The sequence below is a fragment of the Streptomyces sp. NPDC057616 genome (genome assembly GCF_042800575.1).
In the GTDB taxonomy this organism is placed as follows: Bacteria; Actinomycetota; Actinomycetes; order Streptomycetales; family Streptomycetaceae; genus Streptomyces.
Map to the genome: position 1 here is coordinate 80,256 of NZ_JBHVGU010000016.1, position 18,488 is coordinate 98,743.

An 18,488-nucleotide genomic window follows, 5' to 3' on the forward strand; every position below is an offset into this window, starting at 1 on the left:
CTCCTCCTGGAGTCGGACCATCGAGGCGTGGGCGGCGGTGAGCGCGGCGATCTTGGCGGCGGCGGGATCGGCGTTCTCGGTCGCGCGGGTCGTCTCGCTCACGCCGGTCGCGCCGGTGGTTTCGGTGGCATCCGTCGCGCCGGTCGGCCGGCTCGTCCCGCCCGCCTCGGCCGCACCCGTCGTCTTGGGCGTGCCCGTCGACTCTCTCGCCTCGGTCGCGTCGCTCGCGCCGGTCGACTCGCTCGCATCCATCACGCCGGTCGACTCGGTCGACTCGCTCGCGTCAGTCGCGTCCGTCGCGCCGGTCACCCCTGACACCACGCTCCCCTCGGTCGCGTCGCTCGCGCCGGTCGTCTCGGGCGCATCCATCGCGCCGGTCGCCCCGGGCACCACGCTCGCCTCGGCCACACCCGTCGCCTTGGCCGCACGCGTCGCCCCGGTCGCACCGGACGTCTCGCTCGCCCCGGTCCCGTCGGTCGTCCCGCCCGCCTCGGCCGCACCCGTCGTCTTGGGTGTGCCGCTCGCCTCGGTCGGCTCGCTCGAATCCGTCGCCTCGGTCACGTCGGTATCCGGCACGGGAAGCTCCGCCTTGGCGAGCAGGGCCGAGGCTCGGGCCAATGCCGCGTGGCCCGGCTCCCCCGCGTCCTCGTACAGCCCCGCTGCCTCCTCGTGCAGGGTCACGGCCACGTCGAACGCGTCCCTCTCCCCCGCCTTGTGCGCCTCCTCGGACGCCAGGTCCGCGCGCAGCCGCGCGAGGGGGCCGACGGCCGGGTCGTCCGGGTGTACGTAGTCGGGAGCGGCGGCCAGCGTGCCGAGACGCGTCCAGCAGGCCCGGGCGTCCGGATGTCCCTGCTCGCTCAACTTCCGTGCCCTGAGGATGAGTTCGGGCAGCGACTCGGGGACGGCGTCGGGAGCAGGAGCCGTCGCGGGCGCGGCGGTCGGAGCCACGTCGTCGAGGGTGCGGGGCCGGAGGGTCAGCTCCAGCGCGTCGAGCAGCGGAGCGCAATCGAGGCGGGCCTTGCGGCGGTCGCCGTGGGTGGAGGTGCCGTTGCGGGCGTCGAAGCGCGCGGCGAGTGCGTCGGCGCGGTCGCGCACCTCTGCGCGCAACGCGGCCACCGTCCAGGTGCGGCCCGGGTATCCGGCGGCCGGCAGGTCACCGTGGCCGAGGAGTTCGACGCGCTGGAGGAGCACCTCCACCCCGGTGAGAAAGCCGAGCAGGTCCAGCGGCGAGTCGACCTCGTCGAACAGGTTGCGGTTCTCGGCGAGCAGTTCCAGGCCGCGCGCCTCGTTGCCGGTCAGCGCGCAGAACTCCAGGTGCCGGCCGACCTCCCCGGACATCGAGGGGTTGCGGCGGCAGCCGCGGTACCCGGCGAGGTGCAGCCGCCGCGCCTCGTCCGTGCGGCAGGTGCGCAGCAGGGGCAGCAGCGCGTACGAGACCGTACGGGCGGGCTCCTCCTGGCAGGACTCCTTGCCGGCCAGGACGGGCTCCCAGGTGCGCAGCGCCCGTTCGTCGTCGCCTCCCGCGAGGTGGTACAGCGCCCGCTCGCAGATCTCGCAGGCCTCGCAGTCGCTGAGCCGGGTGCGGGTGCGCCCCGCCCACAGTTCGAAGGCGAGATCGGTGTCCTCGCCGACGTGCGTGGCGAGTTGGTAGGCCTGTCCGTAGTAGGGCTGCAGGCCCAGGCCGGCCTTCTCGTACCGGTCGCGCATCTCCGTCAGCCACTGGCGCAGGCTGGACAGCGGCATCTCGGGCAGCGAACGCAGGGCGTTCGCCACCCACTTGAACCGCCAGAACACCATGTGGCGCAGCCGCTCGTCGAAGACGTCGGGCTGCTCGGCGAAGAGGGTGAGCAGACGCGCGAAGACGACGGGCGACTTACGGGGTTCGGAGCCGTAGGTGTACGCCTCCTGCAGTTCCAGGAGCGCGTGGACGAGCGGCACGGTCTCGGCGAACTGCTCGGCGGCCTCGACGAGTTCCTCGGCGGTGACGGTGCGGGTGCGGCCGTAGGGGCGCTGGTCGTTCTCCTGGAGCGCCTGGTACAGCTCGTCGGTGGTCTGGGGTGCGGTCGGCATCGTCAGCTGTCCTTGCGGAGGGCGTGGGCGAGAAGGTCGAGGAAGGAGCGGTTGATGAGGCTCGACTCGGCGGGCCTGAGCGGGCGCCGGGACAGCATCGCGGCCTGCCCGTAGAGGGCTTCGGCGCTGGTGCGGGCCAGTTCGGGCTCGTCGATGCCGACGGCGGTGCGGACCAGCGGGTTGAGCTGGTTGAGGATCAGCTGGGCGCGCGGGGCCTCCTGGCGCAGATGGCCGAGGATGTCGCCCCACAGGCCGCCCTGCTGCTCGCGGGCGAGCTGGGACCGGGTGCGCTCGTGCCGGGCCTCGCGGCTGTCGAGGAGCAGGGCGGGGGCGGAGGCGGGCTGGAAGGTGCGCAGCGCGACGTCGCAGTCGAAGACGGCGAGGGCGTCGCGGGCCTGGGCGAGGTAGGCCGCGGCGGCCAGTTCCGTCTCCCGGTCGACAGGGTCGAGATGGGCCGTGAGTGTGGCCGGGTCGAGGTCGGCGACGCTGACCTCGGGCCTGATCTCCGGCAGCCGGTGGACCAGTTCGCGGTCGTAGGTGTAGCCGCCGTTGACGACACCGAGTCCGGCGGCCGAGGCGATCGCCGCGACCTGCCGGAACTCCTCGACGCTGGAGGTCACGAGCACGGTGCGGTGGGTGCGCGCGAACTCGTCCAGCGTGGCGTGCCCGGCGGTGGTCTCGAACGGCAGCCAGGGCAGCAGCATCCGCAGGATCTCGTCGTCGTGCACCGCGAGCGACTTCACGGCCAGGTGGTGGGCCTGGAGGAAGCGGTTGAGCAGGTCGGGGTCGCTGGCGGCGGTGCGGGCGATCCATGCGCGCAGCCGTTCCGCGAGCGCGTCGCGTACGGCGGCGAGGGTGTCGTCCTCGTAGAGGGACTCGCGGGACGCGGTCGGGCGCAGGCTCTCGGCGTCGACGACGCAGCGGACGAAGAAGGCCCACTCGGGCAGGATCTCCTCGGCCTGCTCGGACAGCAGCATGCCCTTGACGTGCACGCGGTGGCCGTGGCGGCGTCCGGCCGGCACGGCCTCGGGCAGCACGCACGCGATGCCCTTCAACCCCACGGCGGGAAGGTCCAGTTCGATGGTGTCCAGCGGGGTGAACCCGAAGACGTCCTCGGCGTACGCGGCCAGCGCCCGTGCACGGGCTCCCGGTGTCGGGTGGTCGCGCGCCCATGGCGCGGGCTCGGGGTTGACGCGTGCGCCCGTGCCGCCCGTGCCGTCGTCGAAGGTCACCGGGTGACGCAGCAGGGAGCCGAAGTGCCGTGCCAGTGCGTGAACTTGGGCCGGCCGGGTCCACTCGCCGGCGTCGGCGCGCGGCGTCAGTGTGACGGTGGTGCCGGGCCTGGGGTGCGCGGAGGGGGGCAGGGTGCGGACGGTGTAGCTGCCGTCGCCGCGCCCGCGCCACTCCACGACGGGTGCGTCGGGGGTGCGGGCGGAGCGGCTGAGGACATGGATCTCGTCGGCGACGAGGAAGCAGGAGAGCAGGCCGATGCCGAACTGGCCGATGAAGTCGGCGCGTTGCTCGGCGATGCGGTCGGCGCGCTTGCTGCTGCGGCCGATCGTGGCGAGGAAGGTGTGCACGTCGGCCTCGGTGAGTCCGACGCCGTCGTCCTCGACGCGGACCACCGAACCGTCGGCGTGCAGGCGGATGCCGAACGCACCGGCGGGGGCGGCCGGTTCGAGCCCGTGCCGCGCGGTCAGCGCGTCCACCGCGTTCTGCAGGAGTTCGCGCAGATAGACGCGGGGGCTGGAGTAGAGGTGGTGGGAGAGGAGGTCGACGAGGCCGCGCAGATCCACCTGGAAGGTGCGGTCGGTGCCGGCCGGGCTCATCGGGGTGTCGGGCAGAGTCATCGGGCAGTCCGGGGTGGGGTGTTCGAGGAGGACGGGTGGGATGTGCCTTGGAACGGGTGAGCTGGCTGCGGAAAGAACGCAAAGATGCGAGGTGCCGGCAGGCTCAGGCGTTGCGCCGGGCGCGGGCGTACATCTTTTCCGGCTGCGCCATGTACTTCCACGGCCACGAGGTGTAGGCCCCTCGGAGCTCCTCGAAGACGCGCGGCAGCGCGATGCGCTCGGAGGCCAGCGACAGGGCCATGGCGAAGATGTTGAAGTCCTCCTGCCAGCCCGGGCGCCGCTCGTAGGCGGGGTGGAGGATGCTGTGCTCGGCCGCCTCCAGCAGCTCGTCCTGGATCTCGGGAGTGATGAGGCAGCTCTTGCTCTCCGACTCCACCCAGTCCTCGATGTGGGCCATGGCGACGACACAGCCCAGACGGTGGCCCTCGGGCGCGCCGGCGAACGCCTTGCGCGCGAACGCCAGGGCCTGGCCCGGCTCCCCGCTCCACCGGGGCTGGAGGTGGGACACCCACTCGACGTGGACCTCGAGGTCCTGCGGTGCGCGGCGCAGGGCCGCGTCGAGCCGGGTCTCGTTGACGGCGGGCCCCAGCGACATGCCGCGGCCGGAGGTGAGCAGACGGCGCCAGGGGGACACCCATTCCGGCCGCAACTCCGCTGCCTCCAGCAGCTGTTCCTCGGCGATGTGGAGCCGCTCGTGGAAGACTCGCCACTGCTCCTGCGTGACGTTCACGGCGCGGTCGGAGGTGCGCGCCTCCCAGCCCCAGATGATGTGGCGCGCCCCGGATATCAGCAGGGCCGTCGCCCGGTGCTCCTTGTCCTCCTCGACGGCCCGGCCGATCCAGTCCTGCATGCCGTCCACGTCGGCCAGTTCACCGAGGACCTGATGGTCGCGGCCGAGGTCGAAGGGTGCCGCGGCCGCCTTGACCGCCTCCCAGTCCCCCGCCTCCGCCGCCTCCACCAGCGCCAGCACCCGCGCGTCCCCGAGGGCGCGCAGCCGGTACACCCCGTTCCTCCTGGCCGGCGCCAAGGCGTGCGCATCCGCCTCCGGTCTCTGCCCGCCCCTGCCGAACAGCTTGCCGAACATGCCACCCCTCCCCTGGTCCTGCTTGATCGTCGGACGGCAGCATAAGCGGTCCCACCGACAGCGCTTCCACAGGGTTTTCACGGGGACTTCGCGCGTTCGTCGCGAGCCGTGGCCCCTGCGCCGCCGGCGCGGCGCAGGGGCTCATGTCCGGGCGATGCCCGGCCTCCTCCTCGTCAGTCCTCGGCGACCCGGATGATCGTCCTGCCGGGCACGCGCCGCCCGGGGGTGAAGGCGGCGGCCGCCTCGGACAACGGGTGGACCGCTCCGACGCGTACCTTGAGCCGTCCGTCCCTGACCCGCTGCGCCAGGTCGGCGAGGCGGGCGCGGTCGGGTTCCACCACGAAGAACACCGCGCGTCCGTCCTTGGGCCGGACGGTGGGCGGCTGGGCGATCGTGACGAGGGTGCCGCCGGCGCGTACGAGACCGGCCGACCGGTCGAGGATGTCGCCGCCGATCACGTCGAACACCACGTCGACCTCGCCGGCCTCGTCCAGCCGGCCGGTCTCCAGGTCCAGGAACGCGTGCGTCCCCAGGGTCAGCACGGTCTCCCGGTCGGCGGCCCGTCCGGTGCCGATCACGCGGGCGCCCGCCTCCACGGCCAGCTGGACCGCGAGCGATCCGACGCTGCCCGCGGCCCCGTGGATCAGGATCGTCTGGCCGCTCATGATCCCTGCGTGGTCGAACAGGCCCTGCCACGCGGTCAGCCCGGAGATCGGCAGGGCGGCGGCCACCGTGTGGTCGAGGTCCGCGGGGAGCGGGGCGAGGTTACGGGCCTCCACGGCGACGTACTCGGCCAGCGAGCCGTTACGGGCCCAGTCGGTCGGTCCGAAGACCCGCTGGCCGACCGTGAGGCCGGTGGTGCCGAATCCGAGTTCCGCCACGACACCCGAGACCTCGTGCCCGGGCACGCTCGGCGTGCGGTCGCGGCCGGCCCGGTCGGTCCAGGTGGCGGGCCAGTCGAGCTCTCCTCGGGTGAATCCCGCGGCGTGCACCCGCACGACGACGTCGTTCTCGGCGGCATGCGGATACGGCAGGTCGGCCAGGGTCAGTCCGGTGATGCCGGCTTCACGGTCCGGTGCGGTGATGGCTCGCATGATGCTTCCTCGGTGAGTCTTCCTCGGTGTGGTCTTCGATCAGGCCAGGAGGGACGCGTCGGGCGTCAATTCGGCCAGGGCGCGTCGTTGATGCGCTCGACCATGCTGGTGCGCCGGAAACCGGGAACGAAGTGTTCCAGCACGTCCGCGTTGACGGTTCCGTAGGTGGTGTCCGGGCGGTTGCTGAGTCCTTTGACGAACTCCTGCAGGAATTCCTTCTTGAATTCCCCGCGTGGATGGGCGGCGACGATCTCGTCCACCTGGCCGCCGTCCAGCCCGTCCAGTCCCCAGCCGATCGCGTCGGTGAGGACGCCGTAGTTCGTGGCGGCCGTCTCCGGCCCCATCCGGCCGGGAATCCCCGGCGTCGTGTGCAGCGCGACGGCGGTCCAGACGACGTCGGCCGCACTCTTCGAGAACCCGCGGTCCAGCAGGAACTTGCGCGCGTGGTCGGCCCCGTCCAGCTCGAAGCGCTGCACCGTGTCGGAGAACGGCGTCGAAAGCCCGGTGTCGTGGAACATCGCGGACAGGTAGAGCAGCTCCGGATCGGGCTCGAGACCGAGCCGGCGCGCATGAAGAGAGCCGAAGAGGAACACCCGCCGGGAATGGTGGAAGATGAGCGGCCCGGTCATTTCCTGAAGAAGGCGGGTGGACTCCGCGACCGCTGCGGTCTCGGGTATTTCCACTGCTGCGACGATGTCCGTCATGGGGTTCACGCTTTCGAACTGCCGGTGCGGAGTAAACGGTGGGGCGCGCCTGTTCTCCACAGTGCCGACCGCGCGGCGTTCCCCGCCACCCGGGCACGGCCATGAACCACTCGAATCCGGACACCTGAGGGACGGCCTGTGAGCGCTGCGCCGCATCGGATCGCGATCCTCGTCTACGACGGGGTGAAACTGCTGGACGTCGCCGGACCCGCGGACGTGTTCGGGGAGGCGAACCAGCTCGGCGCCGACTACCGGGTCGCCCTGCTGTCGGCCACCGGGGAGGACGTCGCCTCGTCGATCGGCGTGCGGATCGCCGTCGACGGCAGCCCCGCCTCCGAACCGGACCCGGACACGTTCCTGCTGCCCGGCGGTGCCGTCTATCCCAGGACCCCCGTCACACGGGACCTGGTCGAGGCCACGCGAGGGCTGGCGGCCCGATCCGGGCGCGTCGCGTCCGTCTGCTCCGGGGCGTTCGTCCTCGGCGCGGCCGGTCTCCTGGACGGCAAGCGCGCGACGACGCACTGGAAGATCGCGGGCGAACTCGCGGAGCGGCACCCGAAGATCCAGGTGGAACCCGACGCCCTCCACGTACGCGACGGCAGCACGTACACCTCGGCGGGCGTCACCGCCGGCATCGACCTGGCGCTGGCGCTCGTCGAGGAGGACCACGGCCCCGACCTGAGCCGGGAGGTCGCCCGCGCCCTGGTGGTCTACCTGCAACGTGCGGGCGGCCAGTCGCAGTTCTCGGCGCCCCTGCAGGGCCCACCGCCCCGGTCTCCGGTGCTGCGCACGGTCGTCGACCTGGTGACGGCCGATCCCGCGGGCGACCATTCCCCCGCCGCGCTCGCCGGGCACCTCCACCTGAGTTCGCGCCATCTCACGCGGCTGTTCCGGGAGGAGCTGTCCACCACTCCGGCCCGCTACGTCGAGTCGATCCGGTTCGACATCGCGAAGGCCCTGCTGGACCAGGGGCACACCGCCACCCGGACGGCGGCGCTGGCCGGGTTCCCGAGCTACGAGAGTCTGCGGCGCGTCTTCGTACGGGAATTGTCCCTCAGCCCGGCGGCGTACCAGCGCCGCTTCAGCACCGCCCGCGGTGCCGGTTAGCTGCCGACGCCCACCCGGAGCAGGTGCTGCTCATCCCTGGCGCGAGTGCAGATGGCTGTGCGAGACCTCCGGCGGGCACGGATCACCGTCGCCGCGGCGGTGGCGCCGCCAGTCGTGGACCGCGAGGGCGAGCGAGCCCACGATGGGTCCGATGCCCACGCCGACGGCGGTCGCGACGGCGGCGTGGTAGTGGCCGCCCGAGCCCAGCACGACGTAGAAGATGCCCGGCAGGGCGGCGGTGCCGACCGATCCGCCCAGGCGCTGCCCGGTCTGCAGGGCGCCGCCCGCCGCGCCCGCCATGCGCACCGGTACGTCCCGCAGGGTCATGGTGATGTTCGGGGAGATGACGCAGCCGCTGCCCAGGCCGCCGACGAACAGGACGGGCACAGTGAGCCAGGTGGCCACATGGGCGGGTGCCAGCAGCAGGATCAGCGCGGTGCCGCCCAGGCCGAGCGTCACGCCGACCAGGCCGCACACGGTCAGCAGCCGGCCCAGCCTGTCCACGAGCCGTCCCGAGACGGCCGCCGCGCAGGCGGATCCGATGGCGAACGGCGTCACCGCGAGCCCCGAGCGCAGCGGCGAGTAGCCCAGGCCGTTCTGGAAGAACAGCGCGAACACCAGCCACACCCCGCTGAAGCCGACGAAGTACAGCGTGCCGAGCGAGGCACCGACGGCGTAGCCGCGGGTGGTCGTCACCAGGCGCGGGTCCAGCAGGGGTTGGCCCTCGCGCGCCGCGACGCGGCGCTCCCAGCGGACGAAGCCGTACAGGAAGGCCGCACTCACCGGGAAGAGCCACCACAGGTGCCGTACGCCGCCGGACTCGGCCATCACCAGCGGCAGCATCATGGCCAGCACTCCGCACCCGAGGAGGGCGACGCCGCCCAGGTCGAGGCGCTCCCGGCGGCCCGGAGTCGTCCTGGGCAGCAGCCTCAGGCCCAGCAGCAGGGCGACGGCGCCGACGGGCACGTTGACGTAGAAGATCCAGCGCCAGCCCTGCGGGCCGTCGGCGAGGGCCAGGATGAGGCCGCCCACGACCGGGCCCACCGCGCTGGAGATGCCCACGACCGCGCCGAACAGGCCGAAGGCGCGCCCGCGTTCGGCACCGCGGAACATCTGCTGGATGAGGGCGGAGTTCTGCGGGGCCAGGCATCCGGCGGCGACGCCCTGGGCGAGGCGGGCGACCACCAGGAGCGTGATGTTGGGCGCCGCGCCCGCCGCCGCGCTGCACAGGACGAAGCCCGCGAGGGCCATCAGGAAGATACGGCGCCTGCCGATCGCGTCACCGACTCGGCCCGCGGTCACCAGGACCAGCGCGAAGCTGAGGGCGTAGCCGGTCACCACCCATTGGATGGCGGGTGCCGAGGCGTGCAGGTCGCGCTGCATGGACGGCAGCGCGACCGACACGATCGTCACGTCCAGCAGGCTCATGAAGCCGGCCACCAGCGTGACCCACAGCGCCTTCCACCGCCGGGGGTCGGTTCCATCCTCCGCCTGTGTCGGCACCGTTCCTCCTTCGCCTGCCCCCGGACCTGATTCCATCAGGAATTCAGCCCTTTGTCCGGCTTGCCGTGGTACGGCTTGCCGCGTGCGTTCGTCAGAACTTCGGCGCCGGTGCCTGGCTCTCGACCATCCGGGCGGCCTCCTCGGGTGTCGCGACGGACGGCGGCGAGCCGGCCAGCGGCCGGCGGGCCGTCTCCCGCATGCAGGCCACGGCGACCACACCGACGACGGAGGCGGCCATGACGTAGAAGGCGGGCATGAGATCGTTGCCGGTCGCGGAGATCAGCGCGGTGATCACGAAGGGCGTGGTGCCGCCGAACACGGAGACCGCGACGTTGTAGCCGATGGACAGGGAGCCGTAGCGGACCTGGGTCGGGAAGAGCGCCGGCAGCGTCGCGGACATGGTGCCGAGCAGGCACACCAGCGACAGCCCCAGCATCAGCATCGCGGCCGTCACCGCCACCAGACTGCCCTGCCTGACCAGCAGGAAGGCCGGAACGGACAGCACGAGGAAGCCGACCATCCCGGTCATCAGCAGGGGCTTCCGGCCGAACCGGTCGCTCCACCGGCCCACGCGGTTGACGATCAGCATCAGCACCACCATGGTGCCGATCAGGACGAGCAGACCGTGGGTGTCGGAGTAGCCCATCTCGTCCGAGAGATACGTCGGCATGTACGACAGCAGCATGTAGTCGGCGATGTTGTAGGCGCCGACGAGGCAGACGCACAGGATCAGCGTCGGCCAGTAGTCGCGGAAGATCTTCGCCACGTCCCCGGTGCTGCTGGTCTCGACCGTGGACGCGGCGTCGGACGCCCGGTTGAGGGAGCCGTCCTCCAGCTTCCGGAAGGCGGGCGTCTCGTCCAGCCGCAGCCGCAGATACAGACCGATGAGCCCGATGGGCCCGGCCACCAGGAACGGCACGCGCCAGCCCCACTGCTCCATGGCGCCGCTGTCCAGCGCCGAGGTCAGGATCGTCACCAGTCCGGCCGCGCCGACGTATCCGGCGAGCGTTCCCAGTTCGAGGAAGCTGCCGTAGAACCCACGGCGCAGGTCGGGCGCGTACTCGGCGATGAAGGTGGAGGCGCCGCCGTACTCGCCGCCGGTGGAGAAGCCCTGGACCAGCCGGAAGAAGATCAGCAGGACCGGTGACCAGAAGCCGATGGTGGCGTACGAGGGGAGCAGCCCGATCGCGAAGGTGCCCACCGCCATCAGGATCATGGTCAGCGCGAGGACCTGCTTGCGGCCGATCTTGTCACCCATGGGGCCGAAGACCACGCCGCCGAGGGGCCGGACGAAGAACGCCACCGCGAAGGTCGCGAACGACGACAGCAGCTGGACGGTGTCGTTCCCGGACGGGAAGAAGACATGTCCGATGGTGACCGCGAGATAGCTGTAGATCCCGAAGTCGAACCACTCCATGGCGTTGCCGAGCGAGGCCGCCTTCACCGCTCTTCTGACGGCAGCCTCGTCGGTGACGGTGATGTCGGTGCGCCGCAGCGGCGGGTTCTTGCGCCGCCGGACCGCTCTGAACAGGACACGGTGACGCCTGACCGCCACCGGGTCCGCCTCGGCGGTGAGGAGACCGGACTCGCTGTCGGTCATGAGCGCGCTCCTTTCGGCCGGGCAGGGATTGCCGCAAGATCGTCTGCTCACCGATGGCTCCCGCAAACCGGGTGAGTGGTCAGGGACGGCCGCGGCGTCGCACCGAGTACCCAGGAGGAGCGGGCGGGACGCCTTTCATGATCCGGGGATCGGCGGGGCGGGCACCGGGCCGACCGGCCGCACGACGCACGCCTTCCACGCCTTCCACGCCTTCGAACTGCTTGACCTTGAGCGCGGAGCGGCGGTCCGCTCACACCCCGTCATATTACTGAACCGTAACCTTCCGGGCGCTACCCCGGGTAACACCCCCGCAGGTACCGTCCTGACACTTCGTCTAAGAGCGGCACGGGGTGCGGGCACGGTGGGACGACCGTAGCACCGCGCCATCGGCCTCTCCCCACCGGCCTGGCCCCACCAGGCCGTCCTCCGACCGAGCCGCAGGACGATGGCTCGGCCTCCCCGACCCCGGAGGTCCGTCATGCCCGCATCCGCCCGCATACTGGCCGTCGCCGTCACGACCGCCGCATGCCTCGGCGGCACGGCGCTCCCCGCGAGCGCGGCGCCGCAGTCCGACGCAGTGGTCTCCCGAGGTGTCACGATCCCGGACTTCTACACCCCACCCGCCACGCTGCCCGCCGCCGACGGCGCGCTGGTGCGCAGCGAACCGCTCCCCCTGGCGCTGAGCCTGCCGGGCGTCAACGGTCCGCTGCCCGGCGCCGCCACCCGCCTGATGTACAAGTCCACCGACTCCAACGGCGAGCCGATGGCGGTCACCGGCGCCTACATCGAGCCCACCGCCGCCTGGCACGGTCCGGGCGACCGGCCGCTCGTCGCCCTGGCGCCCGGCACCATGGGCCAGGGCGACCAGTGCGCCGCCTCCCTCAACCTGGAACACCCCCTGACCGTCAACGGCCGGACGGTGTCGATCGGTTACGAGGACCTGGCGATCTACCGGCTCCTGGCCAGGGGCATCGCCGTCGTCGTCACCGACTACTCCGGCCTGGGCACGACGGACCGGCTGCACACCTACGTCAACCGCGTGGACGAGGGCCACGCGGTGCTCGACGCCGTCCGCGCCGCGCGTTCGCTCGACGGCACGTCGATCACGCCCGCCTCCCGCGTGGGCCTGTTCGGATACAGCCAGGGCGGCGGCGCCACCGCGTCCGCCGCCGAACTCCAGCCCACCTACGCTCCCGACGTCACCCTCGCCGGGACCTACTCGGGCGCTCCGCCGGCCGACCTGGTGGAGGTCACCAAGGCGATCGACGGCAGCGAGCTGGCCGGGGCGCTCGGCTGGTCGGTCAACGGGTTCCTGGAGTCCGACCCCGCCCTGAAGCCGATCGCCGACGCCCACCTCAACGCGGCGGGCAAGGCAGCGCTCAAGGACCTGTCGACCATGTGCGTGGGCGACGCGCTGTTCTCCTACGGCGGCTCGCACAGCACGAGTTGGACCACCGACGGCCGGACCATCAGCGACATCATCCAGTCCGAGCCCGCCCTGACGGACTTCCTGGGCGAGCAGCGCATCGGCACCATGAAGCCCGCGTCGCCGGTACGGCTGGCGACCGGCACCAGCGACAACCTCGTGCCGCACGCGCAGGCCCGGCGGCTCGCCGTCGACTGGTGCGCCAAGGGCGCCGACGTCACGTACAAGCCCGTCGCGCTGCCGAGCCTGGGCAGCGCCCTGATCAACCACTTCGCACCGCTGCTCACCGACCAGGGCGACGCCATCTCCTGGCTGGCCGACCGCTTCGAGTCCAAGCCCGCCAGGTCGAACTGCTCCGCCCTGCCTGTCCTGTCCTGACCGCAGCGGCGGGCCGACGGGCACCCTCACCCCCCCCCGCGGCAGCAGTCGACGACCACGGGGCTGGTCCGGCCCCTTGGCTCCTACGACTGCCTACGACTCCTACGGCGGTTACGCGGCCAGGGCCTCGCCCGCCTGCGCCGCCACCGCCTCACGGTCGGCGCGGTACTGCTCCATGAGCAGATCCGCCGTGCTCAGGGCCTGCTCCACGGTGCGGGAGGCCGTCATGACGCACAGCGTGTAGGTCACGTCCTCCAGGACGCGGCTGCTACGGCCGGTAGGACACACGTCGTGCTCGATCCGCGCCTGGGCGAACTGGGCCAGCACCGCACGCAGTTCCTTCTCCGCCGGCACCATCATGGCGATTCCCCTCTCCAGCACAGCACAGCTCGCGCGTGGGCAGACGCCACCGCGAGAATCCAGAGTTCATCAGTGGCGTCATCGTCACTGGGCGACGCCGAGCGGCGTCGGGTACACCCCCAACTGCCCCGCCGTGCGGGATACATACCTTCACAGGCCAAACATCCGCCACTTGGCGCAACGGCAGGCGCCACACGCATACCGCGGCCCCGAGGCGATCGAAGCACTCGGGGCCACGTCTGCGCGTTGCGGGAGTGAAGGGCGGTCGCCTACGCGGCGAAAGGCAATGCAGGGCTTCAGCCGAACGATCTTCCCTGCATGCAATAGGTGAGGCCCGGGGACACTGTCCCCTCCACTCCCACGCCGGTTGTAACGCACCCACCCTGCCGGGCATTCCCGCCGCCGGCGAGCGGTCACATACGGGCCGCGTCCGCGTCGCCCCCGCCCCCGGAGCGCCGGCCTTCGCGCTGGTGGCCGCGGCGCGCGTCGCGGTCGAAGATGCCCAGGATCTCGCAGGGCCCGCCTTCGGCGCCGATCGCGTGCGGCAGCATCGTCGGGAACTCGGCGGCCTGATGGGTCTCGACGCGGTAGCGCCGGTTGCCCAGCATCAGGATCGCGGTGCCGGACAGGACGACGAGCCACTCGCGGCCAGGGTGTGCGCGCATGCGCGCGGGATTGTCCGGGGGTGGTTCGGTCATGCGCTGACGCACGACGCTCATCCCTGGGTCGGCCTTGACGGTCCAGCGCATCAGCCCGTGCGCGGCGTCGATCACGGGGCTGCTGACGACGTCGTCGGACGCGGTCTCCACCAGCTGGTCGAGCGACGTGTCCAGGGCGCGGGCCAGGGTGACCAGCTGGTCCAGTGCGAGGCGCCGCTGCCCGTTCTCGATACGGGACAGCGTCGACTGGCTGATCTTGGCGCGGCCGGCCAGCTCCTCCAGGGACCAGCCCTGCGCCACCCGCAGAGCACGGATCCGTTTGCGTACGAGGCCGTCCAGATCGCCATCGTTTTGCGTCATACGCAAGATTGTATGCCTCATCGGCAACACCGGGCTAGCTTCGGCGGCACAGGCCCAGGCCGTGCCTCGCGCGACAGGCCGCGTCCAGGTGAGAGGAATCCATGAGTACGAACCAGCCCGCCCCCGCATCCGCCGCCGCACCCGCGGCGGCCGACGGTGCCGCCCACGGCACCGGGGTGCCTGACGCGCGTCAGCTGCGCACCATCCTGATCGCGGTCTGCGTCGCGCTGATGGCGGTCGTCGCCTCGGTGTCCGGGCTGAACGTCGCCCAGCCCGACCTCGCCGTCGAGTTCGGCGCCTCGCAGAACACGATCCTGTGGATCATCAACATCTACACGCTCACCCTCGCCGCGCTGCTGCTGCCGCTCGGTGCCGTCGGCGACCGTCTCGGCCGCAAGCCCATGCTGATCACCGGCCTGATCGTCTTCGGCGTCGCCGGCACGGTGGCCGGAGTCGCCCCGTCGGCCGGCGTCATGCTCGGCGCGCGTCTGCTCAGTGGTGTCGGCGCGGCGATGATCATGCCCATCACGCTCGCCGTGATCACGTCCACCTTCCCCGCGGAGGAGCGCGGCAAGGCGATCGGCGTCTGGACCGGAGTCGCCGGAGGCGGCGGCATCCTGGGCATGTTCCTCTCGGCCGCGCTCGTGGACGTCGCCGGCTGGCGCCACCTCTTCGTCCTGCCCGTCGTACTGGTGGTCGTGGCGCTCGCCATGACCCTGCGCTCGGTGCCCAACTCCCGTGAGCACTCCGGCCGTTCCTTCGACTTCGTCGGTGCGCTGGCCTCCGTCCTCGCCGTCGTCGGCCTCATCCTCGTCCTCCAGGAGGGCCCCGAGCATGGCTGGGGCGCCCCCATCACCCTCGTCAGCCTCGCCATCGGCATCGTCGCCGCCGTCTGTTTCGTGGCCTGGGAACTGCGCCGCCGGGACGCCGCGCTGCTGGACGTGCGCCTGTTCCGTGAGCGGGGGCCGGCCGGCGGATCGATCACGCTGCTGGTCGTCTTCGGTGTGCAGGCCGGGATCTTCGTGGTCCTCTTCCCCTTCTTCCAGGCCGTCCTGGGCTGGTCGGGGCTGCTGTCCACGCTCGCGCTGATGCCCATGGCGGTGGCGATGATGGCGTCCTCCGGGCTGGCCCCCAAACTGGCCGCGCGCATCCACGCCCGCGCCACCATGGCCGTGGGCATCGCCCTGGCGGGAGCCGGTCTGGCCCTGATGGCCCTCGTCGTCTCGGTCGACGGCGGATACCTGTCGATCCTGCCCGGCATGCTCGCGATGGGCGTCGGCATGGGCCTGTCCATGACGCCGTCCACCGAGGCCATCACCGGCTCCCTGCCGCGGGAACGCCAGGGTGTCGCCTCCGCCCTGAACGACGTCACCCGCGAGTTCGGCACCGCCCTCGGCGTCGCACTCCTCGGCTCACTGCTGTCCGCCGGATACCGCGGCGCCATCGACGAGAGGCTCGACGGCATCCCCCGGCACACGGCCGACACCGCCCGCGAGGGCGTCTCCAACGCCGTCGAGGCGGCCCCCGGAGCGGGCTCCCACGCACGCCGACTCGTGCACGCCGCACAGCAGTCCTTCGTCGAGGGCTGGCAGCAGGCCATGTGGGCGGGCGTGGCGGTCATGGCCGCGCTGTTCCTCTACGTCGCCTTCCGGGGGCCGGAGGACACCGGTCGCCTCCATGGCGCCGCAGCCGCAGGGGACGCCGTAGCCGCTGAGGCACCGTCACCTCGGTGACGCCGGCGCCCAGGAGGCCACCCGCCTCACGTCTCCCGCTCCGGCGCATACACCTCCGCCGACAGCCCGAACGTCCAGGCCACGCCCGCCCTCGCCGTCCGGGTCGACGGCGGGACCCGCAGCCAGTACGTGCGGTGGGTGCCGTCCGGTTCCGGGGTGGAGTTGAGCACCTCCACCATCACCACCGGCTCGTCGTCGACCAGGTCGATGCGCCACAGGGTGCCCGTCTCGTCCTGATGCACCGGACGGGCGCCCGAGTCGGTGAGGTAGCGGTCGTAGCCGTAGTACTCCAGCATCACGCGCCGCAGTTCGGCGTTCTCCTCGGAGCGGATCCGCTCCGGTGTGAGCGTGCGCAGTTCGGCGAGGAAGGCCGCCGGCACGGGCATGCCGCGCCAGGCGTGCAGGGCGAAGCCGTCGGGGTAGGCGAGCGCCGGGCCGTCGCCGTGGTCCAGACGTCCGGCCTCGTCGCGGTGCAGTTCCACGGGCCGCTCCGACAGCACCGCGACGCGGGCGTAGGGCCACCACCAGCCGGCGCTGCGGCACACCTGGGTCAGTGCCCCGAGCGCACCCTCGTCGGCCGCGAACGCGGCGAGCCACGGCGCGTCGTGCTGGCCGAGCACGGCGTCCAGAAGGAGCAGGCGGACCTCTGCGGCCTCCTTGCCCGTGTCCCGGCCGACCAGCTCCTCGATGACGCCGGTGCGAATCCGGTCCACGAGGGCCTGGGTGGACTCCCACAGCCTTCCCCCGGTCGCCGCCCAGTGCGCGGACCAGCCCGCGGCCCCCAACTCGCCGTGCAGTCTGCGCCGTTCACCCGCCCATGGCGCGCTGCGGACCGCGTCCCGCACGCTCGGGCCGCGGTCCGGCAGTTCGCGGATCAGGCTGACGGCCGCCTGCGGCGACCCCACCCAGACCACACGCTCCGGCTCCGCGAGTCCCGCCAGCCGGTAGGCCCGCCGGACCCCCTCCTCGGCCGCCGTGCGATCGGCGGGGCCCGTCGCGGACGCCCACGCGCGCCACCGTCCCAGCTCGCCCGGGGACCCGCTCTCCACCGCGGCCGCCTCGATGTCCGTCACGCTCATGTGCCCCTCCGCCCTTCGCAGTTCAGTCCGCCACGATCCGCACGGATCCGGGCACGTACTCACGCTGCCGGATCACCCGGAACCACCCCTTGGGCAGCGCGATCGCCGCGTGCTCCTCGTGCACGACCCGGCCGCCCTGCGGAAGGTGCAGCAGGAAGGGTCCGAACGGTCCCGTCTCCCGCACCAACTCCCCCGGCCCGACGACCGCGTGAGCGTGCCCCGTCACCTCGCCCAGCGCCAGCACCAGCCGGCCGCGCCCGTCGCGCCGCTCCCTCGGGGCGTGCGCCACATGGGCAGGCACCACCCCCTCCGCGACCGGCACGATCAGCACGTCTCCCTGTCGGTACATGCCTGTCCCCTCACCGCCGGGTGCACCCCGCACCGGCCTCATGACCACGACCGTAGGGGCCACCACTGACAACGCCCCGAATCCCGCCCCGGCGCGGGCTGTTGTCAGTGGCTGTTGGTAGAACTGCGGACATCACGGACCGCACACCCTTTCTCCCAGGAGCAGCCGCATGACCATCGGTGACCACCTCCACTCGCTGTACCGGCTGCCCGCACACGCGTTTCCGGGACCGGGCGCGCCGGCCGACCGGCTGCCCGAGGCGGACGCCGTCGCCTGGCGGATCACCAGCGACGTGTACGACGCCAACGAGGAGTGGCCGGAGGCGTTCGCCCGTTTCTGCGCCGCCGTCGACACCACCCGGGTACGGGCGCTGATCGTCGGGGCGTGGGAGGAGGCGTACGACACCGACCCCTCCTCCGTCATCGAGGCCCTGCTCGCCGCCCGGGAGCGTTTCCCCGCCCTGCGCGCGCTGTTCCTGGGCGACATGGTGATGGAGGAATGCGAGATCTCCTGGATCAACCAGACCGACGTCTCCCCGCTCCTCGCCGGTTTCCCCGCCCTGGAGGAGTTCGGTGTGCGCGGTGGGTCGGGGCTGGGCTTCACCGCGCTGAGCCACGGCGCGCTGCGCACGCTCGTCGTGGAGACCGGTGGCCTGCCGGTCGAGGTGGTGCGCGGCATCGGCGCAAGCGACCTGCCCGCCCTGGAGCACCTCGACCTGTGGCTCGGCACGCCCGACTACGGCGGCGACAGCGAGGCCGCCGACCTGGAGCCGATCCTGTCGGGTGCGCGGCTGCCGCGGCTGCGTCATCTGGCCCTGCGCAACAGCGAGATGCAGGACGCGGTCGCCGCGGCCGTCGCCGCCGCCCCGGTCGTGGAGCGCCTTGAGGTGCTCGACCTGTCCTTGGGCGTACTGACCGACGAGGGCGCCGGCGCGCTCCTGAGCGGTCAGCCCCTGACCCATCTCAAGAAGCTCGACCTGCACCACCACTACCTCAGCAAGCCGGTCGAGGAGCGCGTGCGGCAGACCCTGGAGCCCGCGGGCGTGGAGGTCGACCTCGACCGCGACGACGCGGAGGAGGACACGGAGGACGACGGCACGGTATGGCGCTACGTCGCCGTGGGCGAGTGAACA

Annotated in this window: 14 protein-coding genes and 1 pseudogene; 4 read left to right on the top strand and 11 right to left on the bottom strand. The window is 72.1% G+C overall.

The window, feature by feature from the left end; genetic code table 11:
- The 5 genes and pseudogenes from ACFU97_RS21315 to ACFU97_RS21335 form a co-directional block, all read right to left on the bottom strand.
- A pseudogene (locus tag ACFU97_RS21315) lies at positions 1-2,070 on the bottom strand (hypothetical protein); the annotation flags it as partial.
- 2 nt (positions 2,071-2,072) lie between these two features.
- Positions 2,073-3,920 carry an HSP90 family protein gene (locus ACFU97_RS21320; RefSeq protein ID WP_384258691.1) on the bottom strand — a complete coding sequence of 616 codons (1,848 nt, stop codon included), beginning with the start codon at positions 3,918-3,920 and terminating at the stop codon, positions 2,073-2,075.
- 103 nt (positions 3,921-4,023) lie between these two features.
- Positions 4,024-5,004, bottom strand: a complete 981-nt coding sequence (locus ACFU97_RS21325; RefSeq protein ID WP_384258693.1) for a hypothetical protein — start codon at positions 5,002-5,004, stop codon at positions 4,024-4,026.
- 173 nt (positions 5,005-5,177) lie between these two features.
- Positions 5,178-6,098 (bottom strand): NADP-dependent oxidoreductase, encoded by a 921-nt coding sequence (locus ACFU97_RS21330; protein ID WP_384258695.1) that lies wholly within the window; start codon positions 6,096-6,098, stop codon positions 5,178-5,180.
- A gap of 65 nt (positions 6,099-6,163) precedes the next feature.
- Positions 6,164-6,802, bottom strand: coding sequence for an HD domain-containing protein (locus ACFU97_RS21335; RefSeq protein WP_384258697.1), 639 nt, complete (start codon positions 6,800-6,802; stop codon positions 6,164-6,166).
- Between the two features lie 138 nt (positions 6,803-6,940).
- Here ACFU97_RS21335 and ACFU97_RS21340 point away from each other — a divergent pair, with 138 nt between their 5' ends.
- The gene (locus ACFU97_RS21340; protein WP_384258700.1) at positions 6,941-7,909 is read left to right on the top strand and encodes a GlxA family transcriptional regulator; all 969 of its coding nucleotides are present in this window, start codon (positions 6,941-6,943) and stop codon (positions 7,907-7,909) included.
- Positions 7,910-7,939: 30 nt separating this feature from the next.
- Here ACFU97_RS21340 and ACFU97_RS21345 read toward each other — a convergent pair whose 3' ends face one another.
- Both ACFU97_RS21345 and ACFU97_RS21350 read right to left on the bottom strand, forming a co-directional pair.
- Positions 7,940-9,448 (bottom strand): MFS transporter, encoded by a 1,509-nt coding sequence (locus tag ACFU97_RS21345; protein ID WP_384258702.1) that lies wholly within the window; start codon positions 9,446-9,448, stop codon positions 7,940-7,942.
- Positions 9,449-9,503: 55 nt separating this feature from the next.
- Positions 9,504-11,012: an MFS transporter gene (locus tag ACFU97_RS21350; protein WP_384258704.1), complete on the bottom strand. Its 1,509-nt coding sequence runs from the start codon at positions 11,010-11,012 to the stop codon at positions 9,504-9,506.
- 478 nt (positions 11,013-11,490) lie between these two features.
- Between ACFU97_RS21350 and ACFU97_RS21355 the strand changes: the two genes are divergently transcribed.
- A complete protein-coding gene (locus ACFU97_RS21355) occupies positions 11,491-12,816 on the top strand; it encodes a lipase family protein (protein ID WP_384258706.1) in 1,326 nt (441 codons plus the stop codon).
- 111 nt (positions 12,817-12,927) lie between these two features.
- On the opposite strand, the gene ACFU97_RS21360 is transcribed toward ACFU97_RS21355, so the two are convergent.
- Positions 12,928-13,176: a DUF5133 domain-containing protein gene (locus tag ACFU97_RS21360; RefSeq protein ID WP_384258707.1), complete on the bottom strand. Its 249-nt coding sequence runs from the start codon at positions 13,174-13,176 to the stop codon at positions 12,928-12,930.
- A 413-nt stretch (positions 13,177-13,589) separates the two neighbouring features.
- The gene (locus ACFU97_RS21365) at positions 13,590-14,195 is read right to left on the bottom strand and encodes a helix-turn-helix domain-containing protein (RefSeq protein ID WP_384258709.1); all 606 of its coding nucleotides are present in this window, start codon (positions 14,193-14,195) and stop codon (positions 13,590-13,592) included.
- Between the two features lie 101 nt (positions 14,196-14,296).
- On the opposite strand from ACFU97_RS21365, the gene ACFU97_RS21370 reads away from it, so the two are divergent.
- Positions 14,297-15,928 carry an MFS transporter gene (locus ACFU97_RS21370; protein ID WP_384258712.1) on the top strand — a complete coding sequence of 544 codons (1,632 nt, stop codon included), beginning with the start codon at positions 14,297-14,299 and terminating at the stop codon, positions 15,926-15,928.
- 26 nt (positions 15,929-15,954) lie between these two features.
- Here the strand turns inward: ACFU97_RS21370 and ACFU97_RS21375 are convergent, their stop codons facing one another.
- On the bottom strand, positions 15,955-17,007 hold the full coding sequence (locus ACFU97_RS21375; protein ID WP_384258714.1) for a DUF6745 domain-containing protein: 1,053 nt from the start codon (positions 17,005-17,007) through the stop codon (positions 15,955-15,957).
- A gap of 22 nt (positions 17,008-17,029) precedes the next feature.
- Positions 17,030-17,356 (bottom strand): hypothetical protein, encoded by a 327-nt coding sequence (locus ACFU97_RS21380; protein ID WP_384258717.1) that lies wholly within the window; start codon positions 17,354-17,356, stop codon positions 17,030-17,032.
- Between the two features lie 169 nt (positions 17,357-17,525).
- On the opposite strand from ACFU97_RS21380, the gene ACFU97_RS21385 reads away from it, so the two are divergent.
- Complete coding sequence (locus ACFU97_RS21385; RefSeq protein WP_384258719.1) at positions 17,526-18,485, top strand: STM4015 family protein; 960 nt, start codon at positions 17,526-17,528, stop codon at positions 18,483-18,485.
- Positions 18,486-18,488 lie beyond the last annotated feature (3 nt).

What these genes read in the sequence shown, in the direction of transcription:
- ACFU97_RS21320 (WP_384258691.1), bottom strand. Translation starts at nt 3,920, where the DNA reads ATGACTCTGCCCGACACCCCGATGAGCCCGGCCGGCACCGACCGCACC.
- ACFU97_RS21325 (WP_384258693.1), bottom strand. Translation starts at nt 5,004, where the DNA reads ATGTTCGGCAAGCTGTTCGGCAGGGGCGGGCAGAGACCGGAGGCGGAT.
- ACFU97_RS21330 (WP_384258695.1), bottom strand. Translation starts at nt 6,098, where the DNA reads ATGCGAGCCATCACCGCACCGGACCGTGAAGCCGGCATCACCGGACTG.
- ACFU97_RS21335 (WP_384258697.1), bottom strand. Translation starts at nt 6,802, where the DNA reads ATGACGGACATCGTCGCAGCAGTGGAAATACCCGAGACCGCAGCGGTC.
- ACFU97_RS21345 (WP_384258702.1), bottom strand. Translation starts at nt 9,448, where the DNA reads ATGGAATCAGGTCCGGGGGCAGGCGAAGGAGGAACGGTGCCGACACAG.
- ACFU97_RS21350 (WP_384258704.1), bottom strand. Translation starts at nt 11,012, where the DNA reads ATGACCGACAGCGAGTCCGGTCTCCTCACCGCCGAGGCGGACCCGGTG.
- ACFU97_RS21355 (WP_384258706.1), top strand. Translation starts at nt 11,491, where the DNA reads ATGCCCGCATCCGCCCGCATACTGGCCGTCGCCGTCACGACCGCCGCA.
- ACFU97_RS21360 (WP_384258707.1), bottom strand. Translation starts at nt 13,176, where the DNA reads ATGATGGTGCCGGCGGAGAAGGAACTGCGTGCGGTGCTGGCCCAGTTC.
- ACFU97_RS21365 (WP_384258709.1), bottom strand. Translation starts at nt 14,195, where the DNA reads ATGACGCAAAACGATGGCGATCTGGACGGCCTCGTACGCAAACGGATC.
- ACFU97_RS21370 (WP_384258712.1), top strand. Translation starts at nt 14,297, where the DNA reads ATGAGTACGAACCAGCCCGCCCCCGCATCCGCCGCCGCACCCGCGGCG.
- ACFU97_RS21375 (WP_384258714.1), bottom strand. Translation starts at nt 17,007, where the DNA reads ATGAGCGTGACGGACATCGAGGCGGCCGCGGTGGAGAGCGGGTCCCCG.
- ACFU97_RS21380 (WP_384258717.1), bottom strand. Translation starts at nt 17,356, where the DNA reads ATGTACCGACAGGGAGACGTGCTGATCGTGCCGGTCGCGGAGGGGGTG.
- ACFU97_RS21385 (WP_384258719.1), top strand. Translation starts at nt 17,526, where the DNA reads ATGACCATCGGTGACCACCTCCACTCGCTGTACCGGCTGCCCGCACAC.